At 59.8% G+C, this 22,025-nt stretch carries 18 protein-coding genes; 9 read left to right on the top strand and 9 right to left on the bottom strand.

Annotated features, from left to right (window positions below; genetic code table 11):
• Nucleotides 1–14: 14 nt before the first annotated feature.
• From AC1D11_RS10810 to AC1D11_RS10785, 6 genes are all read right to left on the bottom strand, one after another.
• Nucleotides 15–1,022: a class 1 fructose-bisphosphatase gene (locus AC1D11_RS10810; RefSeq protein ID WP_477647877.1), complete on the bottom strand. Its 1,008-nt coding sequence runs from the start codon at nucleotides 1,020–1,022 to the stop codon at nucleotides 15–17.
• 60 nt (nucleotides 1,023–1,082) lie between these two features.
• Nucleotides 1,083–1,940, bottom strand: coding sequence for a tetratricopeptide repeat protein (locus AC1D11_RS10805; RefSeq protein WP_477647878.1), 858 nt, complete (start codon nucleotides 1,938–1,940; stop codon nucleotides 1,083–1,085).
• Between the two features lie 18 nt (nucleotides 1,941–1,958).
• The gene (gene pepN, locus AC1D11_RS10800; RefSeq protein WP_477651021.1) at nucleotides 1,959–4,667 is read right to left on the bottom strand and encodes an aminopeptidase N; all 2,709 of its coding nucleotides are present in this window, start codon (nucleotides 4,665–4,667) and stop codon (nucleotides 1,959–1,961) included.
• A 57-nt stretch (nucleotides 4,668–4,724) separates the two neighbouring features.
• Nucleotides 4,725–5,285: a hypothetical protein gene (locus tag AC1D11_RS10795; RefSeq protein WP_477647880.1), complete on the bottom strand. Its 561-nt coding sequence runs from the start codon at nucleotides 5,283–5,285 to the stop codon at nucleotides 4,725–4,727.
• A 23-nt stretch (nucleotides 5,286–5,308) separates the two neighbouring features.
• Nucleotides 5,309–6,413, bottom strand: a protein-coding gene (gene prfB, locus AC1D11_RS10790) for a peptide chain release factor 2 (RefSeq protein ID WP_477647881.1) whose coding sequence is annotated in 2 segments (ribosomal slippage) — nucleotides 5,309–6,331 and nucleotides 6,333–6,413 — 1,104 coding nt in all. Because the reading frame shifts where the segments join, the coding sequence is not laid out codon by codon here.
• A gap of 153 nt (nucleotides 6,414–6,566) precedes the next feature.
• On the bottom strand, nucleotides 6,567–7,505 hold the full coding sequence (locus AC1D11_RS10785) for an alpha/beta fold hydrolase (protein WP_477647882.1): 939 nt from the start codon (nucleotides 7,503–7,505) through the stop codon (nucleotides 6,567–6,569).
• Nucleotides 7,506–7,513: 8 nt separating this feature from the next.
• On the opposite strand from AC1D11_RS10785, the gene AC1D11_RS10780 reads away from it, so the two are divergent.
• The gene (locus AC1D11_RS10780) at nucleotides 7,514–9,322 is read left to right on the top strand and encodes an acetate--CoA ligase (RefSeq protein ID WP_477647883.1); all 1,809 of its coding nucleotides are present in this window, start codon (nucleotides 7,514–7,516) and stop codon (nucleotides 9,320–9,322) included.
• Between the two features lie 145 nt (nucleotides 9,323–9,467).
• Here the strand turns inward: AC1D11_RS10780 and AC1D11_RS10775 are convergent, their stop codons facing one another.
• The gene (locus AC1D11_RS10775; RefSeq protein ID WP_477647884.1) at nucleotides 9,468–10,133 is read right to left on the bottom strand and encodes a YiaD family glycine zipper/OmpA-like lipoprotein; all 666 of its coding nucleotides are present in this window, start codon (nucleotides 10,131–10,133) and stop codon (nucleotides 9,468–9,470) included.
• 263 nt (nucleotides 10,134–10,396) lie between these two features.
• Here AC1D11_RS10775 and AC1D11_RS10770 point away from each other — a divergent pair, with 263 nt between their 5' ends.
• The 3 genes from AC1D11_RS10770 to plsY all read left to right on the top strand — a co-directional run bounded on the left by AC1D11_RS10770 (nucleotide 10,397) and on the right by plsY (nucleotide 12,784).
• Entirely contained in the window at nucleotides 10,397–11,458 is a 1,062-nt protein-coding gene (locus AC1D11_RS10770) for an aldo/keto reductase (protein ID WP_477647885.1), read from the top strand.
• Nucleotides 11,459–11,596: 138 nt separating this feature from the next.
• Complete coding sequence (locus AC1D11_RS10765; protein WP_477647886.1) at nucleotides 11,597–12,109, top strand: aminoacyl-tRNA deacylase; 513 nt, start codon at nucleotides 11,597–11,599, stop codon at nucleotides 12,107–12,109.
• 36 nt (nucleotides 12,110–12,145) lie between these two features.
• Entirely contained in the window at nucleotides 12,146–12,784 is a 639-nt protein-coding gene (gene plsY, locus AC1D11_RS10760; protein WP_477647896.1) for a glycerol-3-phosphate 1-O-acyltransferase PlsY, read from the top strand.
• Nucleotides 12,785–12,811: 27 nt separating this feature from the next.
• Here plsY and AC1D11_RS10755 read toward each other — a convergent pair whose 3' ends face one another.
• Nucleotides 12,812–13,489 (bottom strand): retropepsin-like aspartic protease family protein, encoded by a 678-nt coding sequence (locus AC1D11_RS10755; protein WP_477647887.1) that lies wholly within the window; start codon nucleotides 13,487–13,489, stop codon nucleotides 12,812–12,814.
• 7 nt (nucleotides 13,490–13,496) lie between these two features.
• Nucleotides 13,497–13,982: a YajQ family cyclic di-GMP-binding protein gene (locus tag AC1D11_RS10750; RefSeq protein ID WP_477647888.1), complete on the bottom strand. Its 486-nt coding sequence runs from the start codon at nucleotides 13,980–13,982 to the stop codon at nucleotides 13,497–13,499.
• Between the two features lie 45 nt (nucleotides 13,983–14,027).
• Between AC1D11_RS10750 and murB the strand changes: the two genes are divergently transcribed.
• The 5 genes from murB to AC1D11_RS10725 all read left to right on the top strand — a co-directional run bounded on the left by murB (nucleotide 14,028) and on the right by AC1D11_RS10725 (nucleotide 21,988).
• Nucleotides 14,028–15,092 carry a UDP-N-acetylmuramate dehydrogenase gene (murB, locus tag AC1D11_RS10745; RefSeq protein WP_477647889.1) on the top strand — a complete coding sequence of 355 codons (1,065 nt, stop codon included), beginning with the start codon at nucleotides 14,028–14,030 and terminating at the stop codon, nucleotides 15,090–15,092.
• Nucleotides 15,092–15,949, top strand: a complete 858-nt coding sequence (locus AC1D11_RS10740; protein WP_477651020.1) for a glycine-rich domain-containing protein — start codon at nucleotides 15,092–15,094, stop codon at nucleotides 15,947–15,949. The genes murB and AC1D11_RS10740 overlap by 1 nt, the downstream gene beginning before the upstream one ends.
• Before the next feature lie 276 nt (nucleotides 15,950–16,225).
• Complete coding sequence (locus AC1D11_RS10735) at nucleotides 16,226–17,179, top strand: nuclease-related domain-containing protein (RefSeq protein ID WP_477651019.1); 954 nt, start codon at nucleotides 16,226–16,228, stop codon at nucleotides 17,177–17,179.
• Between the two features lie 5 nt (nucleotides 17,180–17,184).
• Nucleotides 17,185–19,362 carry a site-specific DNA-methyltransferase gene (locus AC1D11_RS10730; protein WP_477651018.1) on the top strand — a complete coding sequence of 726 codons (2,178 nt, stop codon included), beginning with the start codon at nucleotides 17,185–17,187 and terminating at the stop codon, nucleotides 19,360–19,362.
• Between the two features lie 28 nt (nucleotides 19,363–19,390).
• Nucleotides 19,391–21,988, top strand: coding sequence for a DEAD/DEAH box helicase (locus AC1D11_RS10725; protein WP_477651017.1), 2,598 nt, complete (start codon nucleotides 19,391–19,393; stop codon nucleotides 21,986–21,988).
• The last annotated feature ends 37 nt before the right edge of the window (nucleotides 21,989–22,025 follow it).

The following is a 22,025-nucleotide window of genomic DNA, read 5'->3' as shown; positions in this document are numbered from 1 at the left end:
AATACAGCCTTCAATTATAGCCCGGAGTGGTAAGAGGTCACCCGTTCGACCTCATTTTTGGAGCCGAGTATGACGCTGACGCGCTCGTGCAGCCTGGTGGGCTGCAGGTCCAGGATGCGCTCCTTGCCGTTGGTGGCGGCGCCGCCGGCCTGCTCGATCAGCCAGCTCATGGGGTTGGCCTCGTACATCAGGCGCAGTTTTCCGGCTTTTTCGGGCTCGCGTTTGTCCCAGGGGTAAAGGAAGATGCCGCCGCGGCACAGGATGCGGTGCACGTCGGCCACCATGGCGGCGACCCAGCGCATGTTGAAATCCTTGCCGCGCGGACCGTCCTTGCCGGCCAGCAGCTCGTCTACGTAGCGCTTGACCGGCTCGTCCCAATGCCGCATGTTGCTCATGTTGATGGCAAATTCTTTGGTGTCGGCCGGAATCTGCACGTTTTCCTCGATCAGCACAAAGGAGCCCTGCTCACGGTCCAGCGTGAACATGGCGACGCCGTCGCCGACGGTCAGCACCAGCGTGGTCTGCGGGCCGTAGATGCAGTAACCCGCCGCCACCTGCTTGTGGCCGGCCTGCAGGAAGTCGCCTTCATCCACACCGCGGTCGCCCTCGGGCATTTTCAGCACGCTGAAAATGGTGCCAATGCTGACGTTGATGTCGATGTTGCTGGAGCCGTCGAGCGGGTCGAACAGCAGCAGGTATTCACCTTGGGGATAGCGATTCGGCACCACGTAAATGCCTTCCATTTCCTCGCTGGCCATGCCGGCCAGGTGGCCGCCCCATTCATTGGCCTCAATCAGCACTTCGTTGGCAATGATGTCCAGCTTCTTCTGGATCTCACCCTGCACGTTCTCGCTTTCGGCGCTGCCCATGCCGCTGCCGAGCGCACCCTTGTTGACGGCCTGGCTGATGCTCTTGCAGGCGCGGGCGACCACCTCGAGCAGCAGGCGAAGCTGCGAGGGAATGTGACCGTCGATGCGCTGCTGCTCGATCAGGTAGCGGGTCAGGGAGATTTTTTGCGACATGGGGGGCTCCGTTCGGGTGAGGGATAGTTTGTTTGGGTAGCGTATGGCCGGGCGGGGCGCTTAGCCGGGCTCGCCTTGCTGTTCGCGTTCTTCAAATTCGGCAAGCGTGGCCAGGGTGTCGTCCAGCAGGTCCTGGTCGTCCTTCGCACGGGCAATGTCCACGCGTTGCTGGAAGAGGGCGCGCGCTTCGGCGGGCTGATCCGTTTCATGGGCGAGCACGCCGAGCTGGAACAGGGTGTCCAGCACGATGTCGGTGTCCTGCAAGGCCTGGCCCAGCACCAGGCGCTGTTGCAGCCAGGCCTGCGCCTGCGCATGCTCGCCGAGCTCGTAGGTATTTTGCGCCAGGTTGTTGATGAGGCCGCAGAGGCGCTTGTCCGTGCCGGAGCCGAAGGCGCTTTGTGCATCAGCCAGCAGTTGCCGGTTGTGCGCCAGTGCCTCGGCGAAGCGGCCGGCCTCGTGCAGGGCGTAGCCTGTCTCTTCGCGAATACCCAGCATCTGGTCGGTGTTCAGGGTGGCGCCTTCGTGCCCGGCCCAGTGGACCGACTGCTGAAGGTGCTCGACGGCGGTGTCATATTCTTCGGCTTCCAGGGCCGACTCGCCGATGGCGTAATGCTGTTCGTAGCGCTCGGTGGGCGTGAGGCTGCCCTTGGCCGCGCGGATGGCCAGGGCGCGCAGGCCCAGGGGCAGGCCCTCGGCATCCAGCTGGCGTTTGCGGAACACCACGAACTGCAACCACAGCAAGTCAGCCAGCTCGGCGGAGTCGGCGCCCAGGGCCTCGGCCAGGGGCTCCAGCGCGGCCAGGTCGGCTGACATGAGCGAACCGCTGAACATGCCGCCGGCGTCGTACACCGTGTCGCGTAGCGGGTTGAACTTCTTCGCAAACCGCTGTGCGGGGGTATTGAATGTGAAGAATGCCATGGCGGGTGCCGTCCGCGTTCAGTCGGCCAGTGCGCGAGAGACGACTTCGTGTGTGTCCTTGCTCAAATCGGTCTTGGCCGCGACGCGGGCAATCGCTTCGCGTGCCGCGCTGCGGTAGGGTTCGGCCAGCTTGCTCCAGCGGTCCAGCGCGCGCGCCAGGCGGGCCGCCACTTGCGGATTGATGGCGTCGAGCTCCATCACGCGGTCGCTCCAGAACACATAACCCGCGGCGTCCGCGCGGTGGAAGGCGGCCGGGTTGCCCTGGCAGTAGGTGCTGACCACGCTGCGCGCGCGGTTGGGGTTGCGCAGGCTGAAGTCGGCGTGCTTCATGAGCTGCTTCACGGCCGGCAGGATGTTGCCGTTCCGATCCGGCGCGCCGGCCTGCAGACCAAACCATTTGTCGATGACAAGGGCTTCGTCCTTGAACATGGCGTGGAACAGCGGCAGTGCCTCGGCAGCCAGTGCGTGGCCGCTGGAGACCAGCGCGGCCAGCGCGTTAAAACGGTCGGTCATGTTGCCGGCGTCCTTGAAGCGCTGCAGGGTTTTGCCCGGCCAGACGCTATCGCCAGAAAGCTGGGCCGCCAGGCACAGGTGCGTGAGCGCCATGCCCGCGAGCGCACGGCGGCCCGAGGAGGCCGGGTCAGGCGTGTAGGCGCCGGTGTCGTGGTTGGCCTCGTACACGGCTTGCCAGTCGGCAGCCAGGGCTGTGGCCAGCTGCAGGCGCATGGCTTCGCGCACTGCATGGATGCGCTGCGGGTCCACCACGTCGAGCTGCTCGGCCAGGTAGGTCTCAGACGGCAGCGTCAGCACCAGTTCTTTAAATGCGGAGTCCAGCGCGGGGTGGCGCAGCACCTGGCGCATCGCATCAAGATAAGCATCGTCGAGCACCGCAGCCGTTACGGGGCCTGCGCCACCAGCTATTGATTTGATAGCGCGGTTGACCGCCAGGCGTTGCCCGGCTTCCCAGCGGTTGAAGGGGTCACTGTCATGTGCCAGCAGGTGCAGCAGCTGGGCATCGGTGTAGTCAAACTCCAGCACCACCGGGGCGGTGAAGCCGCGCAGGATGGAGGGCACCGGCTCGACATCGATGTTGACGAAAGTCAGCGTTTCGTTGGGCTGCGTCAGCACCACGGTGCGCGTGCTGGCGGGCGCCTGGCTTTCACCTGCAAGCTGCAACGGCAAGTCCTGGCCATCTGCGCCCAGCAGGCCCAGGCCGACCGGTATGACAAACGGCTCCTTCACGGCTTGCCCTGCTGTGGGCATGCAGCTTTGCGACAGCGTGAGGGTGTAGGTGCGTGCGGCAGCGTCATACGCGCCTTGTGCACGAACGCGCGGCGTGCCAGCCTGGCTGTACCAGCGCTTGAACTGCGGCAAGAGGCGCGCCAGGTCCGACATCGGGTTGGCGTCGGCAATCGCTTGCGCGAAGTCGTCGCAGGTCACGGCGTGGCCGTCGTGGCGCTCAAAGTAAAGCGTCATGCCTCGGGCAAAGCCGGCGCGGCCCACCAGGGTCTGCATCATGCGGACGACTTCAGCGCCCTTTTCATAAATGGTGACGGTGTAGAAGTTGCTGATCTCGACATAGCTGTCGGGCCGCACCGGGTGTGCCATGGGGCCGGCGTCTTCAGGGAACTGGGCGGTGCGCAGCACGCGCACGTCTTCAATGCGCTTGACGGCGCGGGCTGAAGCCTCGCCGCACAGGTCTTGTGAAAACTCCTGGTCGCGGAACACCGTGAGGCCTTCTTTCAGGCTGAGCTGGAACCAGTCGCGGCAGGTGACGCGGTTGCCAGTCCAGTTGTGGAAGTACTCGTGGCCGACCACGCTTTCAATGTTGGAGAAATCAACGTCGGTGGCGGTGGCCTGGTTGGCCAGCACGTACTTGGTGTTGAAGATGTTCAGGCCCTTGTTCTCCATGGCGCCCATGTTGAAGTCGCTGGTGGCGACGATCATGAAGCGTTCCAGGTCCAGCGGCAGGCCGAAGCGGGCTTCGTCCCATGCCACCGAATGCATCAGCGAAGTCATGGCGTGTTCGGTCTTGTCGAGGTCGCCGGGGCGTACATACACCTGCAGCACGTGCTCTTTGCCTGCGCGGGAGGTGATGCGCTGCTCGCGGGCCACCAGCTGGCCGGCCACCAGAGCGAACAGGTAGCTCGGTTTCTTGTGCGGGTCTACCCACTTGGCGAAATGCCGCGCGCCGTTGGGGCCGGGCTCCAGCGGGCCCTGGCTGACCAGGTTGCCATTAGACAGCAGCACCGGGTACTGCGCCTTGTCGGCGCGCAGGGTGACGGTGTAACTGGCCATCACGTCGGGGCGGTCCAGGAAGTAGGTGATACGCCTGAAACCTTCAGCTTCGCATTGCGTGAAGAAAGAGTCATTGCTGACGTACAGGCCCATCAGCTTGGTGTTTTTGGCCGGGCAGGTGGTGGTGAAAATTTCCAGCTCGAAGGGCTCGGTGCCTTCGGGCAGGTTTTCCAGCACCAGCTGGTTGCCTTCCATCTTGAAAGAGGTGCCCTGGCCGTTCACCAGCACGCGCGAGAGATTGAGCTCTTCCCCGTCCAGTTTCAGGGGCTGCGCTGGCACGTCCGGGTTGCGGCGCAGGCTCATCTTGTTGAGCACGCGCGTTTTCTGCGGGTCCAGGTCAAAGCACAGCTCGACAGTGTCGATCCAGTAGGCGGGTGCGACGTAGTCAGCGCGGTTGATGACCGGTGATTGGCCTTCTCGTAGCAGCATTTGGTTTGCTTTCGGATAGTGTGTGATGGGGACTAAAGAGTCACTGACGCGAAATTTTCACCGTTGATAGACGGAACAGGTGCTCGTTGTGCCTTTGCGCTCGCAGCTCGTGGAAAGAGGGCGGGGACCGCAGCCTGTCGTGACACTGCCGCTGTCGCCGCGTTTTGTGTATTGGGTGCAAAGGTAAAACGGTGCTTTGGGCGGAGGCGGCACCCGGTGCCCTGGCAGCCTGCTTTGAATGCATTCGGCCGAATAACCGGTCTGGTCTGAAAAGGCCCGGGTGACTACGCCTTTCTCATCCAGTGCAAACACCAGGCGTGCCGACTGAGGCGCCGGAAACACGGCTGTCACGCATTCAAGAAGGGCTTTTTCTTCGGGCATGGTGACCCGTCTTTGAACGCCGTTGTCGTTCCAGATCGCGCCGGCAGGCACCCATTTGCGCGAATAGCTTTGAGCTGCCGGATCGGCATTCTGCGCTTCCGCGGCCTTCCACGCCTGGTCGACATTTTCAGGAGGTGCTGCCATGGCGTTTGCCGAAGGCGAAGTTTGCGGCGGTGTGCCGCACGCCACCAGGAAGGAGCATGCCGCGGCCAGGGTCAGATTCAGGGTCCAGTTCATGCAGTGCTTCCGGTTGGTGGCGCTTATACGCCTTGCTTGAGCGAGGCTTCAATAAACACGTCCAGGTCGCCGTCCAGCACTTTCTGCGTGGCCGAGACTTCCACATTGGTGCGCAGGTCCTTGATGCGGCTGTTGTCCAGCACATAGCTGCGGATCTGGTGGCCCCAACCCACGTCAGTCTTGGTGTCTTCAAGCTTTTGCTGGGCTTCCTGTTGTTTGCGCAATTCGAAGTCATACAGCCGCGAACGCAGGCGCTTCCAGGCCACGTCACGGTTGCTGTGCTGGCTGCGGCCGTCCTGGCACTGCACCACAATTCCGGTCGGGATGTGCGTCAGGCGCACGGCCGAGTCGGTCTTGTTGATGTGCTGGCCGCCGGCGCCGCTGGCGCGGAAGGTGTCGGTGCGCACGTCCGACGGGTTGATCTCGATCTCGATGGAGTCATCAATCTCGGGGTAGACGAACACCGAAGCGAACGAGGTGTGGCGCCCGCCGGAAGAGTCAAACGGCGACTTGCGCACCAGGCGGTGCACACCGGTTTCGGTGCGCAGCAGGCCAAAAGCGTACTCGCCTTCGATCTTGATCGTTGCGCCCTTGATACCGGCGGTGTCGCCCGGCGATTCGTCTTCAACGGTGGTCTTGAAACCCTTGCGCTCGGCATACTTGAGGTACTGGCGAAGCAGCATGCTGGCCCAGTCGCAGGCTTCGGTGCCGCCGGCGCCGGCCTGGATGTCCAGAAAGCAGGGCAGGGGGTCGGCCGGGTTGTTGAACATCCGGCGGAATTCCATCTTCTCGACTTCAGCGGCCACCTTGGCGGCTTCGCCTTCAATCGTCTGCATGCCGGCGTCGTCGCCTTCGGCCTTGGACATCTCGAAGAGCTCGGTGTTGTCGGCCAGCTCGGCGCTCAGGCGGTCGATCACATGGACTACGTCTTCCAGCGATTTCTTTTCCCTGCCGAGTTCCTGCGCGCGTTTGGGGTTGTCCCAGACCTTCGGGTCTTCCAGTGCGGCGTTGACTTCGTTCAGCTTTCGTTCTTTGGCAGGGTAGTCAAAGATACCCCCGAAGTTCATTGACCCGGTTGCTGAGGTCCACGAGCTGGTTGCTGATGAGGTTGATGCGTTCTGCGTCCATGATTTTTCTGTCCTGAAATGGGTGATTGCCGCATTGGCGGCTGAACCCGTCATTTTCTCATGATCGGTGGGCTGTTTCATCGCCGGGCCGCCCCAAGATGAAACAAGTCCCCTCGGGGGGGCAGCACAGTACGCGAAGCGACAAGCGTGGGGGCTATGACTCCAGAAAGCCCTCAATCAGTGTTGCCAGCTGTTCCGGCTGGTCGTGGTGCAGCATGTGTCCGGCATCCTGGATCACGGCGACACGGGCTTCGCGCACCTGTTTGAGCCGTTCGTGGTACTCGGCCAGGGAGTATTTGCCCTGCCACCAGGTGGCCAGCGAATCGTCGGACGCCTCGACGGCCAGCACCGGCGCGCTGATGCAGCGATAGACCTCGAGGGCTTCATCGACGCGGTAGAGCTGCGCGCTGGTGATCTTGTGGGCAGCTTCCCCCAGAATCTCCCATTTCCCTTCGGCATTCTGCCGGGCCCAATGGCTGGCCAGCCAGCCGGCCTTGTCGGCGGACAGGCGCGGGTTGGTTCTCATCAGGCGGCGCGCCACACCGGCCACGTCGGCATAGGCTTTGAGTTCCAGCTCGCCCTTATGCAGGCTTTTGAGCTCGTCTATCCATTTGGCATAACGGCAGGGGGCTTGCCCAGCCTGGGTGGATGGCAGGCCAAAGCCTTCCAGGTTGACCAGCCTGCGGATGCGTGCGGGCCGAACGCCGGCATACAGCATGGCGACATTGCCGCCCATGCTGTGGCCTACCAAATCAACGGGTTTGTCGCCCGCGTAATAGTCAAGCAGAAAGTCCAGGTCGGCCAGGTAATCGGGAAACCAGTAATTGTCAGCAGGGTTGCCTGCGGGGCCGGAGGCGGTCAACCCGAAACCGCGCCAGTCGGGCGCGATGATGGTCCGGCCTTGCACGAAGGCGTCCGACAGCGCGTCAACCATGAACTGGTAGGAGGCCGCCACGTCCATCCATCCATGAACCAGAACCAGCGGCGGCAAAGCGGGGTTCGCGCTTGCTGCGCTTTTCCAGAGCCACACGTGGTAACTCAAGCCACGTATAGGGACAAACTCGCTGCGTGATGATCGTTTTTCTTTGTACATTGGTTCCCATGATAAAGAGACACGAATCGAAACGCAGTCAAGGCAGCGACAAGACCGGTGGCGGCAGGAATTCCTCGGAAAGTGGACCGGTTGACCTGTACGCAGCGCTGCACGCCGGCTTCCGCTGGCAGGTCGACGAGCACTTCAACATCGCCGAGGTGTGCTGCAGCCGCTGGGCCAGGGGTGAAGGTAAAAAACCAGGCGCTACTAAAAGAATAGCTGTTCGCGCCCACAAACCGGGCGCTGCAGCCGTTTTTTATACCTATTCGGAACTGCAGGGCGCTGCCGATGCCCTGAGCCATGTGCTGACCGGCCTGGGCGTTCAGCGCGGCGACCGCGTCGCCATCGTGATGCCGCAACGCTTTGAGACCGCTGTGGCTTACATGGCGGTGTTCCAGATGGGGGCTGTCGCCATGCCGCTGTCCATGTTGTTCGGCCCTGACGCGCTCGAATACCGCCTGCAGGACAGCGATGCGGTGCTGGCCATTTGCGACGAAAGTTCGATTGACAGCCTGAATGCCATCCGCGGCAACTGCCCGGCGTTGCGCACGGTGGTGGCTGCAGGTGCGGCCCAGGGCAAGGGTGACGTGGACTACGAAACTGCGTTAGCGGCACACAGGAGCGCCTTCACCGCCGTCAAGACCAAGGCCGACGAAGGCGCGATCCTGATCTACACCAGCGGCACCACCGGCCCGCCCAAGGGTGCGCTGCTGCCGCACCGCGCCTTGATCGGCAACCTGCCCGGCTTCATCTGCAGCCAGAACTGGTTTGGCTTTGACGGCAAAACCAATAAAAAGTCGGACGCTGTTTTCTGGTCCCCGGCAGACTGGGCGTGGACAGGCGGCCTGATGGACGCCTTGCTGCCCAGCCTCTACTTCGGCCGGCCCATCGTCGCTTTCAACGGACGTTTCAGCCCCGAGCTGGCCTTCAGCCTGATGGCGGAGCAGGGCGTCACGCACACCTTTTTGTTCCCGACGGCCCTCAAGGCCATGATGAAGGCCTACCCCCGGCCCAGGCAGCATTTCAAGCTGAAACTGCAGGCCATGATGAGCGCCGGCGAAGCCGTGGGCGATGCGGTGTTTGCGTACTGCAAGGATCAGCTCGGCGTCACCGTCAATGAAATGTTCGGGCAGACCGAAATCAACTACGTCGTTGGCAACTGCAGTCGCTTCTGGTCTGCCCGGCCGGGCAGCATGGGCAAAGGCTACCCGGGCCACCGCGTGGCGGTGATTGACGACGAAGGCAATGAATGCGCGGTGGGCGTGCCGGGCGATGTGTCGGTCAACCGCTACGACATCCACGGCGACCCGGACCCGATTTTCTTTTTGGGCTACTGGAAGAAAGACGAGTCCACCCGCGGCAAGTTCACCGGCGACTGGTGCCGCACAGGCGACCTGGCAAGGCGGGATGCCGATGGCTACCTCTGGTACGAAGGCCGCGCCGACGACGTCTTCAAGGCGGCCGGCTACCGCATCGGCCCCGGCGAGATCGAGAACTGCCTGGTCAAGCACGCAGCCGTCGCCAACGCCGCCGTGGTGCCCAAACCCGACCGCGAGCGTGGCGCAGTCGTGAAGGCCTATGTGGTGATTGCTCCTGATTTGATAGCGACTCGCGCCCGTCACCCGGGCGGTACAGCCCGATTTGATGATGAATTGACGCTGCAGCTGCAAGCCCACGTCAAGACCATGCTCGCGCCGTACGAGTACCCGAAAGAGATTGAGTTCATTGATGCGCTACCGATGACGACCACCGGAAAAGTCCAAAGGCGCGTGCTGCGCCTGCAAGAGGAAGAGCGCTTCAAAAACTCAGCAGGCTGAAAAAGAGCACCCATAAAAAAGCACCCGATGGGTGCTTTTTAAATTCCAGCAGACGCCACGGAACTGGCTTTGCCAGGCCGTAGGCGTCGTCCCCTGCAAGGGGAGGTGGCGCTACACGAAGTGAGCGCCGGCAGGGGTGTGCCAGTTACCTCGCGGCGACTTGTTCAGCCACGTAGATTTCAACGCGGCGGTTCTTGTCGCGACCTTGCTGCGTGTTGTTGTCAGCCACCGGTTCGCGCGAACCGCGGCCGTCCGTCACGATGCGGGTGCGCGCCACGCCGCGGCTGACCAGGTAGTCGCGGGCCGAATCGGCACGGTCAATGGACAGCGGGTTGTTGATGGCGTCAGAGCCGGTGTTGTCGGTGTGGCCGATGATGGTTACCGTCGTCACCGGGTTCTGGTTCAGGCTGGTGGCGAACTGGTTCAGGATGGGGGCGAAGTTCGGCTTGATGGCGGAACGGCCCACGTCAAAAGAAACGTCGCTCGGGATGTCGAGCTTCAGGCGGTTGTCGGTGGTCTGGCTGACGGCCACACCGGTACCAACAGTCGCCCTTTCCATCGCAGCTTTCTGGTCCTGCATTTTCTTGGACCAGATATAACCACCGCCGGCACCCACAGCACCGCCCAGGACAGCACCGGTGGCTGCGCCTTTGGATCCGCCGGTTGCGGCACCCAGCACGGCGCCTGCAACAGCGCCAATGCCGGCGCCCTTGGCGGTGCCCTGCTGTGTTTCGCTCATGTTGGCGCAGCCGGAGAGGGTCAACGCAGCCAGCGCCGCACAGGTAATGGATGTGATGGTCAGTTTGTTCATGAAATGCTCCTCGGAAAGTTAATGTAGGTATCGGAATGAAAGAGAGCAGTTGTCGGTCTCACTTCAATCAGCAGCGCATTAAAGCGCGGGTGTGTGAATACTAGGCATGCAAAAAGTGAGCAGTTGTAAGACAAGGGCGCGAGATAGGCGCGCCTGCACGCCGTTTACGGAGACCTTAAACTAGCCGTTTTGTCAATTCCGTGAATTCCGTCACAGCGGTTTTGCTGTCGTACGGCCTCTTTAATCTCACATGTGGCTCCTCCATGAATAAAGTTCAACTCGGCTCCAGCGACCTTCACGTGACCCCCATTTGCCTGGGCACCATGACATTCGGCGAGCAGGTGGATGAGCCGACGTCCCATGCCATCCTGGACCGCTCGCTGGAGCGCGGCGTCAACTTTCTCGACACCGCCGAAATGTATTCAGTGCCGGCGCGCGCCGAGACTTGCGGATCAACCGAAACCATCATCGGCAACTGGTTCGCGAAAAACCCTTCTGCACGCAGCAAGTTGGTGCTCGCTACCAAAGTCGCCGGCCCTTCGCGCGGCATGCCCTGGGTGCGTGAAGGCGCCGGCATGACGGCCAAAGACATCGTGGCTTCGTGCGACGCAAGCCTGAAGCGCCTGCAAACCGACGTGATCGATCTTTATCAAATCCACTGGCCGGAACGGCACGTGCCCGCGTTCGGCGCGCTGTATTACAACCCCGAGCAAGAGCGCTCAGCAACATCGATCCACGAGCAGCTGGAAGCGCTGGGCGGACTGGTGAGGGCCGGCAAGGTGAAGGCGATCGGCCTGTCGAACGAAACACCTTACGGCGTGCATGAGTTTGTGCGCCTGGCGGAGCAACACAATCTGCCGCGCGTGGCCGCTGTGCAGAACCCATACTGCCTCGTCAACCGCACGGTGGAAAACGGCCTGGACGAAACCATGCACCGCCTGGGCGTCTCATTGCTGGCCTATTCGCCCCTGGGCTTTGGCTTGCTCACAGGCAAATACGACCAGTCCGGCACTGAAGGCCCGGCCGCGCCCAAAGATGCGCGCATCGCCAAGTTCGAATCGGTGCGCAAACAACGCTGGGGCCGCCCCGAGGCACTGGCTGCCGCACGGCGCTACAACGCGCTGGCGCGTGACAACAAACTGACCCCGACCCAGCTGGCGCTGGCGTTCTGCTACACCAAGTGGCAGGTGGCCAGCACCATCATCGGCGTGACCTCGGTCGCGCAGCTGGACGAAGATATCGACGCCTGGGGCACCAAGCTGTCTGCTGAAGTACTTGCCGAGATCGACAAAATCCGATGGGAAACGCGCGACCCGGCGCTGTAAGTCCTAGACATTCGCAGCGTCCATGATCCCCGAATTGCCAGTTCGAGCCGTGGAACCGGCTTTGCCGGGCCACAGGCGGGCGGCCCCCTCGGGGGGCAGGGAGTTACGCGAAGCGAACGACCGTGGGGGCCTAGGTTCATGAGCAAAAAAGAGCACGTCAGCGAAACCCCCGCCACCCAGTTACTGAAAGCCAGCAAGGTGGCCTTCACTGAGCACCCCTATGAGTACCTTGAGCACGGCGGCGCACAGCACAGCGCCGAAGTACTTGGCTTCGATCCCTTTACCGTCGTCAAGACATTGGTCATGCAGGACCAGGATGCCAAACCGCTTTTGGTGCTGATGCACGGCAACCGCAAGGTTTCCACCAAAAACCTGGCGCGGCAGATCGGCGCCAAATCGGTCGAACCGTGCAAACCCGAAGTTGCCAACCGCCACAGCGGCTACCTGGTCGGCGGCACATCGCCTTTCGGCACGCGCAGGGCGATGCCTGTGTATATCGAGGAAAGCATCCTGGCCTTGCCCAAAATCGCCATCAACGGCGGGCGGCGCGGCTACCTGATTGGTATTGACCCGCAGGTTTGTGTCACCTTGCTGGGTGCAAAATCAGTCAACTGCGCATTGAGCATCGACAACGCAACGGGCCACGGCTGAAATGCCGGTGGCCACCACATAACAAGGGAGATGAATTTGGACTACGTGTATTCAGCCGGCGCGACCTTGCTGGCCTACCTGATCGGCTCGCTGTCGTTTGCCGTCATTGTCAGCCGGGTGATGGGTTTGAGCGACCCCCGCAGCTACGGCAGCAAGAACCCCGGTGCCACCAACGTGCTGCGTTCGGGCAGCAAGGCCGCGGCAGTCACGACGCTGCTGCTGGACGGCCTGAAGGGCTGGGTGCCGGTGGTGCTTGTCAAATGGTTTGGCGGCGACTACGGCCTGGGTGAAGGCACGATGGCCGCCGTGGGGCTGGCGGCTTTCCTGGGTCACCTCTATCCGGTGTTTTTCCAGTTCAAGGGCGGCAAGGGTGTGGCGACTGCAGCGGGGGTGTTGCTGGGCGTCAGCTGGGTATTGGGTGTTGCCACGCTGGCAACCTGGCTGATCGTGGCCTTTTTCTCGCGCTATTCCTCACTCGCCTCACTGGTGGCAGCCGTTTTTTCGCCGCTGTATTACCTGTTTGGCGACCGGGCCGCCTGGTATGTCGACAAGAGTCTGCTGGCCATGATGGTCGTTGTCAGTGCGCTCCTGATCTATCGCCACCGCGAGAACATCAACAAGCTGATCAAGGGAACAGAGTCGAAGCTCGGTGGTTCAAAACAGGCCGCCAAGTAGGCGAGGGCCGTAACGCGCTGCGGCAGGCTAGTAACGCCTGTCCAGCGTCATCAGGTTGTTGTCGCGTTTCATCTGAAAACGCGACAAAAAGCTGTTGCCCAAAAGCAAAAAAGGCATGGGCTGCGGAATGACCACGGCATCCACATCAAATATCTCCACGTCACCCACACGAACCGTGTTGAGTTTGACCCGGTAGCCCTGCGTGGGGCCATTGGCGGTAGACATGCGCACAGGCTGCCCGTCTTGGTAGCTGATGCCGGCGCGCTCTGCATCCGCAATACTCATGGCAATGTTGGTGGCACCGGTGTCAACCATGAACTGCACGGTCTTTCCGTTGATCTGCCCGGCCGTCATGAAGTGGCCGCCGCCGCTCTCGGTGATGGTAATGCGCGTGCCCCGACCGGCTGAGGTAGTGCTGCCGCCGGAGTTCACCGGCGCATCGCCCACCCGCAGCGTGTGCCGCTTGCCACCCTGCTCGATGACGGCCTGATCGCTGGTGGTGGAAATAATTTTCACGCCCTGGTGCGTTTCGCCCGGAGCCACGCTTTTGGGCGGGCTGCCGTTAACCACGAGCAGGGCCTTGGTGCCCATCATGCCGGCCAGCGCCACGGATTGGCCTTCGTTTTGTGCCTGGGCCGCGCCATGCAGCAACAAAGACGCAGACAGCAAAAATGCTGCATGGGCAGGGGCAGGCAGAAAATTCATGGCAAGCCTAATCGCGGCGGTTGTCAAAACTCAGCGGAAAGTCCTTCATCTCCGAGAGGATCAGCGCCATGGCGGCCTGCAGGTCGTCGCGCTTGGCGCCTGTGACGCGGACTTTTTCTTCCTGGATGGCGGCCTGCACCTTGAGTTTGCTGGCCTTGATGGCGGCCTGGATCTTCTTGGCGGTTTCGGTGTCGATGCCATTGCGGACCTTGTTTGTCTGCTTGACCTTGTCACCGCCGATTTTCTCGATCTTGCCGGTGTCCAGAAAGCGCACGTCAACGCCTGCCTTGGCGAGCTTGGAGCGCAGGATGTCATTGATCTGGTCGATCTGGAAGTCGCCGTCGCCGACGAGGATGATGTCCTTGTCCTTCAGTTCGATGGAGGCCGAGGTGCCCTTGAAGTCAAAGCGATTGCCGACTTCCTTGGCGGTGTTTTCCACGGCGTTTTTGACCTTGACCAGATCGGCTTCAAGAACGGTGTCGAAAGAGGGCATGGTGCAAGTCTTTTTTACGGGGGTTGGAGTGAGACAATCACCCGGATGTTAGTCGAGAAAAACGTTCCACTCCAGCATTCCAACACCTTTGGCATCGTCGCCAAGGCACTCAGCCTGGTGCGGGTGGCCAGGGAGGCCGATATTGCCGCGGCTTTGCAGGACACGGCCCTGAAAGCCGCGCCCAAGTTTGTGCTGGGCGGCGGAAGCAATATTGTGCTGACCGGCGACGTCAAGCCGCTGGTGCTCAAGGTCGAAATCATGGGTAAACGGCTGCTTCGGGAAGACGCCAAGGCCTGGATCATCGAGGCAGGCGCTGGTGAAAACTGGCACGACCTTGTCACCTGGACGCTGCAAAACGGCTACCCGGGCCTGGAAAACCTGGCATTAATTCCCGGAACGGTCGGTGCCTCACCGGTGCAGAACATCGGCGCCTATGGCGTGGAGCTGCAAGACCGCTTTGAGTCGCTCGACGCCATCGACTTGACGACCGGCCAACCATTTACCCTCAATGCCGCGCAGTGCGCGTTTGGCTACCGTGATTCGGTGTTCAAGCACAGCAGTTCGGCGCCGGAGTCGGCAGCCCATGGTTTTGGGCTGGAGGGCAAGGCGTTCATCACGCGGGTGCGCTTTTCCCTTCCCAAGGCGTGGAAGCCGGTGCTGGGCTATGCCGACATCGACAAAAAAATGGCGCAGTCCGGCATTCAGGCACCCGACGCGCAGCAAATTTACGACTGGATCTGCGAGATCCGCAAAGCCAAGCTGCCTGATCCTCAGGTGATCGGTAATGCCGGCAGCTTTTTCAAGAACCCGACTGTCTCGCCCGAGCAATGCGCCGACATCATCCAGAGGGAGCCCAAAATCGTTCACTACCACCTCGCCGACGGCACGGTCAAGCTGGCCGCCGGATGGCTCATTGACGCCTGCGGCTGGAAGGGCAAGACCATCGGCAATGCCGGTGTCTATGAAAAACAGGCACTGGTGCTGGTCAACCGCGGCGGCACGGCCGACCCGGTCACGGGCGGCGAGGTCATGACGCTGGCCAAGGCCATCCAGACCAGTGTGTACGAACGCTTCGGCATCCTGCTGGAGCCTGAACCGGTGGTGGTCTGATGGCGACTGCCGGTAAGGTCTACACCGGGCCCGACATCGCGCTCTGGCGCCGCCTGGTACTGCGCCATGCGCGGCAGCTTGCGGTCGTGCTGGTCATCCTCTGGGTGGTGGTGGTGATGGCCGGCGAGGCCGGCTGGCGCAAACCGACGGGGCTGGCGACTGGCGTATTCGGGCTGGTCGCCGCCATGGTGGTGCTGGCCGTGTGGGCAACGCGTGAACGTGAACGCCTGGTGCGCGAGGCGCCGCTGCCGCAGTTCCTCAAGCGCAAGCTGCGCGACACCTATCCGCACTTGAGCGTAAAAGACACCGAGCTGGTCGAGCGCGGGCTGCGGCAGTTTTTTCTGGCCTGCGTGCGCAGCAAGGGCAAGTTTGTGGCCATGCCGTCGCGCGTGGTCGACAGCATGTGGCACGAATTCATCCTGCACACACGGGCCTACCGTGAGTGGTGCGACCTGGTTCTGGGCCGCTTCATGGACCATGTGCCGGCCGAAGTGCTGGGCCGCCGCGCTTCCAGCAACGACGGCCTGCGGCGCGCGTGGTACTGGGCCTGCCGCGACGAGGCCATCAAGCCGCGCTCGCCCAGCCGCCTGCCGCTGCTCTTTGCCCTGGACGCGAAGCTGGCGATCCCCAACGGCTTTCATTACCTGCCCGACTGCAGCCAGCCGCAGCGTGACGACGGAACAGGCGGTTCAGCGGGCGCTTATTGCGGCGAAAGCTTTTCCGACGGCAGCTACAGCGGCGATGCGGATGGGTTTGGTGGCTCCGACAGCAGTAGCAGTAACTCCAGTGACGGGGGCAGTGATGGCGGTAGCGACGGTAGTGGATGCGGCGGAGGTTGCGGCGGGGGTGGCGACTAGCGCGTGCCGGGAACGGAAGCCAACAAAAAAGCCGCCTGAAGGCGGCTTTTTGACGTTTGCTATGTTTTTAGTAGCTGCTCGCGCTTGACGCGAGCGGACTCTACGCACTTTTGATACTTAAAACAGAGCTTAAAAGCCGCTGAAAAAGTTTTACAGTCATTTCCGGTGCCTCCCGGCTCGGTTTTGGCCAGCTATCGGTATTTCCACCACCGACCGGCCCGTTGTAACCCACTAACCCTGCGCTACAGTCAGAGGACAAAAAGCAGAGGGAGTCACATGCTCATCAAATCAGCGGACGACAAATCCAGGCGTCTGGCCTTGCTGCAGGATTTACAGCAGTCACCCCTGCTGGACGCGCGCCAAAAAGAGTGGCTGCGCGTTGAACTGCGCAACCTGAGCGCCGGCATCAAGGGCGAACGCGAAGCCGCCTTCCACCTCGACGGCCATTACAAGGATGGCCAAAACAACGTCCTGCTGCACGACTTGCGGTTCCAGATCGATGGTGAGGTAGCCCAAATTGATCATTTGGTCATCAATCGCACAGGCTACATGGTCCTGATCGAAACCAAAAACTACTCAGGCGACCTGGAAGTCAACGCCCATGGCGAATTCACCGTGCGCTACGGCAAAGAGCGCTACGGTATCCCATCCCCCTACGAGCAAAGCCGCCGCCACGCGCGCATCCTGAGCAAACTTCTGGAACGGCTGGAAATCGGCACCCGCACTGACAAGCTGCCCGAATTCCACAACGTGGTGCTGATGCACCCGCAAGCCATCATTGAGCGGCCAGACGCCAAGGCCTTTGACACCAGCTTCCTCATCAAGGCAGACCAGTTCCGCGCCTGGCATGAAAAGCTGGTGGACCGCATCAGTACAGGTGGTGTGCTCAAGGCCATGCTCAACATGCGCAGCCCCGACACCATCAAGGAATGGGGCGAAAAGCTCAAGCGCCAGCACCGGCCGCAAGACCTGCTGGACCTGCCAGACTTCATGCAACCCAAGCCTCAAACGGCCAAGGTTGTGATGGAGCCTCGGCCTGCAGTGCCACTGTTTGCAGCAGTACCCGCCACCCCGGCACCCACGCAGGCCGATGCCTCATTGGCTAAAAAGCTGATCTGCGCCCATTGCCGTGAGAAGATCAGCTTCCCCGAAGGCAAGTTCTGCTGGAATAACGCCAAGCGTTTTGGCGGGTTGCAGTATTGCCGGGACCATCAGAGCTTATTCACTTAAATGGCTTGCAGTGTCTTACTTTGTACAAGCCAATTTCTCAATTTCGCAGGAAAGAATTTGTGTCGCGCCTAACGGATTTACTTGCTAAAGCGAAGCTAAAGGACTCCCAACTTGGAATAGACCTAGAGCGTGAGTTCAAGGCTTTATCTACTCGTCTGCCATTTGGTCTGAACTTTGAGCGCCACAGCCCTGAAGCCGTGGAACTGCCGCTACGCCCCGTCCGTAAGGGTGACAAGGTGCGCGCATTGCCTCCGCGTGGCTCGGTCAAGAAAGGCGACCAACGCTTGTGGCAAGTCAAAACCATCCACAAAGGGAAAAAGGTGGCTGAGCTTGAACTGCTAGGCTTTGAGACAGTAGAAACACAAACCGTTTCACTGGACGATTTGGTGGTGGTGGCCGAATTCCGCGACACCATCTATCCCGGCTTGGTCAGCACCGGCAAAGTGGAGCGTTGTGGTGACAGGCCCTTTCACACCGTTATCAATGGCGAGAACTACCATGTGCTCAAGGCGTTGACGTATACCCACCGTAGCAAGGTGGACGCGATCTACATCGACCCGCCCTACAACACGGGCGCGAAAGACTGGAAGTACAACAACGATTACGTAGAGAGTGACGATCAATATCGGCACAGCAAATGGCTGGCGATGATGGAGCGTCGGCTGCTGGTGGCAAAGGTGTTGCTCAATCCTGCGGACTCGGTATTGATAGTCACGATTGATGAAAAGGAATATCTGAGGCTTGGCCTGCTGCTAGAGCAGATTTTCCCTGAAGCGCGTACTCAAATGATAAGTAGCGTAATTAATCCAAAAGGGGCGGCTCGCTCATCGGCATTCGGCAGAACAGACGAGTATGTTTATTTCGTAATGTTTGGACCAGCGGGCCCCTCCCCATTGGCGCTGGACACTGAATGGAAAATTGTTAGAGATCGCCGGGCAGAGAAACTGCGATGGGCGGACCTGTTGCGCTCGGGAAATCACCCGTTACGTTCAGATAGTCCAAACCAGTTTTACCCGATTTTTATCCAAAATACGCCAGAAGGACCAGTATTTCATTCCGTGGGTGAGCCGTATTTCGGAAACGATCGGTACGAGATCAAGCCTCCAGAGGGCGCTACAGCTATCTGGCCTATTCGGGCCAATGGACAGGAAGGAAACTGGTCAAATGGTGCGACAAATCTTCGGATTTTTATTGAAAAAGGATATGCGCGCCTTGGTAGGTGGAGAGGTGAAGATACCGCAGTTACTTACTTGGCAAGGGGTGAGCAAAAGAAAGTTGCGTCTGGTCAGTTCCCAATAGTCGGAAGGAAGAAAGACAATTCGATTCTTGTCGACTCTTCCGAGTATGAACCAATGTTCATACCGGGTACCCAGTGGCGTATCGGTTCACATAACGCTGAACAAGGAGGGACCAACCTCCTAAAGCTACTGATTCCTGATCGTAAATTTCCTTTTCCTAAGTCTCTATATGCTGTCGAAGACGCGCTTCGCTTTTTTGTGGCGAGTAAACCAGAAGCCATCGTCCTAGACTTTTTTGCAGGATCCGGCACCACAGCACATGCTGTGATGCGGCTTAATCGTCAGGATGGTGGTCGCCGTCAGTGCATTTCCGTTACGAATAATGAGGTCGCAGCCAATGAGCAAAAAGCCTTGCGCGAGCAAGGCTTACGCCCCGGCGATGCCGAATGGGAAAAGCATGGCATTTGTGACTATGTCACCAAGCCTCGTGTTGCTTCGGCCATCACAGGCAAGACGCCCAGCGGCGAGCCGATCAAAGGCGACTACAAGTTCACCGACGAGTTTCAAATGGCAGAGGGCTTTGAGGCCAATGCCGAGTTCTTCACCCTGACATACGAAGCGCGCAACGCAGTCAACCACAATCTGGCCTTTGCACGAGTCGCGCCTTTGCTCTGGCTGAGGGCTGGCTCTCAGGGGGGGCTCATTGACAAGCTTCCGGCCGATGGGTGGGCATTGGCAGATACCTATGGGCTGCTAACGGAAGTGGATCAATCCACGCAGTTCATTCGTGCTGTAGGAAAAGCACCCGGTCTGCGTATGGCCTACATCGTCACCGATGATGATCGGCGTTTTCAATCTATCGCAAAACGCTTGCCCAACACTATAGAGCCCGTGCGACTTTATGAGTCATACCTAACCAATTTCAGTTTCACGAATGGGGAATGAACGTGGGAAATGAGACGAGGAATAAAGCATGAAGTTCACCCTCAAAGATTACCAACAGGACGCTGTGCGCGATGCTTTGGCAAATCTCAAGAAAGGCAAAAAGCTCTGGCGTGATGATGCTGATAAAACTGCTTTTTCTTTGACCGCTGTCACCGGCGCGGGTAAAACCGTGATGGCAGCGGCCGCCTTTGAGGCGCTTTTTCATGGTGATGATGAGTTGGACTTTGATGCAGACGCGGGGGCGGTGGTGATTTGGTTCAGCGATGACCCCTCGCTGAATGAGCAGACTCGCTTTCGCTTGATGGAGGCGAGTGACCGAATCAACCACTCCGACATGGTGGTGGTGGAAAACACGTTCAACCAGCCCCGGTTTCAGGCGGGAAAAATCTACTTCCTCAACACACAAAAGTTGAGCAAAAACAGCTTGCTAGTTCGCGGCCATGACCCTGCAGAGCTGCAAGCCAAGGGCGGCGACTTGCTCCCCGAAACACGGCCTGATTTGCGCGCCTTCACCATCTGGGACACGATCCAGAACACGATTGAAGATCCCGAGCTGACCTTGTACTTGGTACTGGACGAAGCGCACCGAGGTATGGGCAAACAAACTGTCGCTGCCGAAAATTCCAAGAGCACCATCGTGCAACGGCTCATCAACGGTTCCGGCGGTGTCCCCGGGATTCCGGTGGTGTGGGGGATATCGGCCACCGTTGAGAGGTTCAACCAAGCCATTGCATCAGCGGGCAGGCACATCAAGCTACCCAACGTAGTGGTGGATCCAGCCAAGGTGCAGGAGTCGGGCCTCATTAAAGACACGATCTTGTTGGACATTCCCGATGAAACTGGTGATTTTGATACCGTGCTGGTGCGTCGTGCTACGGACAAGCTGAAGGAGTCCACCTTCGCATGGGCTGAATACGCCAAGCAGCAGGACGAGGCTCGCGTTGTCGTTCCTCTGATGGTGCTTCAAGTACCGAACACTCCGGACCCGAACGAAATTGGTCGCGCCCTGGATACGATCTTTGAACGCTACCCTGACCTGCCTGTAGCTAGCGTGGCTCATGTGTTTGGCGATCACACTACGCAGAGGTTTGGAAACCGCGACGTGCCCTACATCGAGCCGCAACGGGTTCACGATTCCACTTGGGTTCGGGTGCTGATTGCCAAAGATGCCATTAGTACAGGCTGGGATTGCCCTCGCGCAGAGGTCATGGTGTCCTTCCGTTCCGCGAGTGACGAAACCCACATCACGCAGTTGCTAGGGCGTATGGTTCGTTCGCCTTTGGCGCGCCGGATACCCGGCAATGACCGGCTGAACTCGGTGGACTGCTTGTTGCCTAAGTTCAACAAGAAGACCGTTGAGAAAGTAGTTGACGTGCTGATGAATGGTGATGAGTCAGGACCGCCCACCGGACGCATTTTGATTGACTATGTAGAAGTTAAGCCCAACCCTGATGCGACGGAAGCCGTATGGCAACTCTTTGAGTCTTTGCCATCGCAAACCCGCCCGCAGCGCGGCGCGAAGCCTGCCAAGCGTCTGACCGCTCTGGCGCACGAACTTGCCTCTGACGGCATTCTGGCTGGCGCGGGCAAGCAGGCGCACCGCAAGCTGCATGAAGCACTCGATACCTTTGCAGCTCATCACGAGGACAAGATTGAAGCCAAACGTAAAGCTGTTTTGACGGTGGACGGAAAGACCGTTACGGCCGATCTGAAGGGAAGGGAAAAGAGTTTTGACGAGTTTTGGGAGGATGCTGATGTGGCTGTTGTTGACGATGCCTATCGGCGCGCCGCCCGAGTCTTGAGCCCGGACGTAGCTCGAACCTATGTGGAGCATCTGGCGCAAGAAACTAGCAGCATTGACGATGACCCCGAGGAATACCTTGAGGCCATCACCGAAGCGCGCGTGACGGTTGCCGGTCTTGGCCTGGTCACCGAAATCGGCCCTTACTTTGATGCCCAAGCTGATGAATTGGCAAAGACATTCCTTACAACCTATTCAGCCCAAATCAAGACACTGAGCGACGACCGCAAAGAGTCGTATCGGCAAATCATTGAAATGAGTACCGATCCCCAAAGCGTCGATCTGGCCAAACCTGAATCGCGCTATGAAGCGACCAAGGCAGTTGAGAATGGAAATGAAACAAGATTCCGAACTTGGAAGAATCACTTGCTGTGTGACAAGGATGGAGGATTCCCGGCCGACTTCAAGAGCAGCTGGGAGTTGGCAGTTATAGATGCTGAAATGAAGCGACCTGGTTTTCGTTTTTGGTATCGCAACCCCCCGCAACCAGGCCAGTCTTCGCTTGGTGTGGCCTATATCGAGGATGAGGAATACAAAATTGTCCGTCCCGACTTTGTTTTTTTCGCGGAGCAAGATGGCAAAGTCATGGCAGACATTGTTGATCCCCATGGCATCCACTTGGTTGAAGCCCTTCCGAAGCTACAAGGCTTGGCCGAATATGCAAAGGTACATGCGAGTGCATATCGGCGTATTGTTTCAGTGGCAGAAATCAACGGGAAACTACGGGCGTTGGATTTGACTCGCTCGGAAGTTCGCGACGCCATCTTGAATTCAAAATCTGCTAAGTCTTTGTTCGAAGGGCTACTCGCTGATGACTACGCTTGACCTAAAAGCTCTGAAAAAACAAAGCCCGCCAAACTTT

This window comes from Polaromonas sp. P1_E11 (assembly GCF_056405995.1).
Note: the sequence above shows the minus strand (reverse complement) of the source record. Positions and strands in the feature narration are given on the sequence as shown.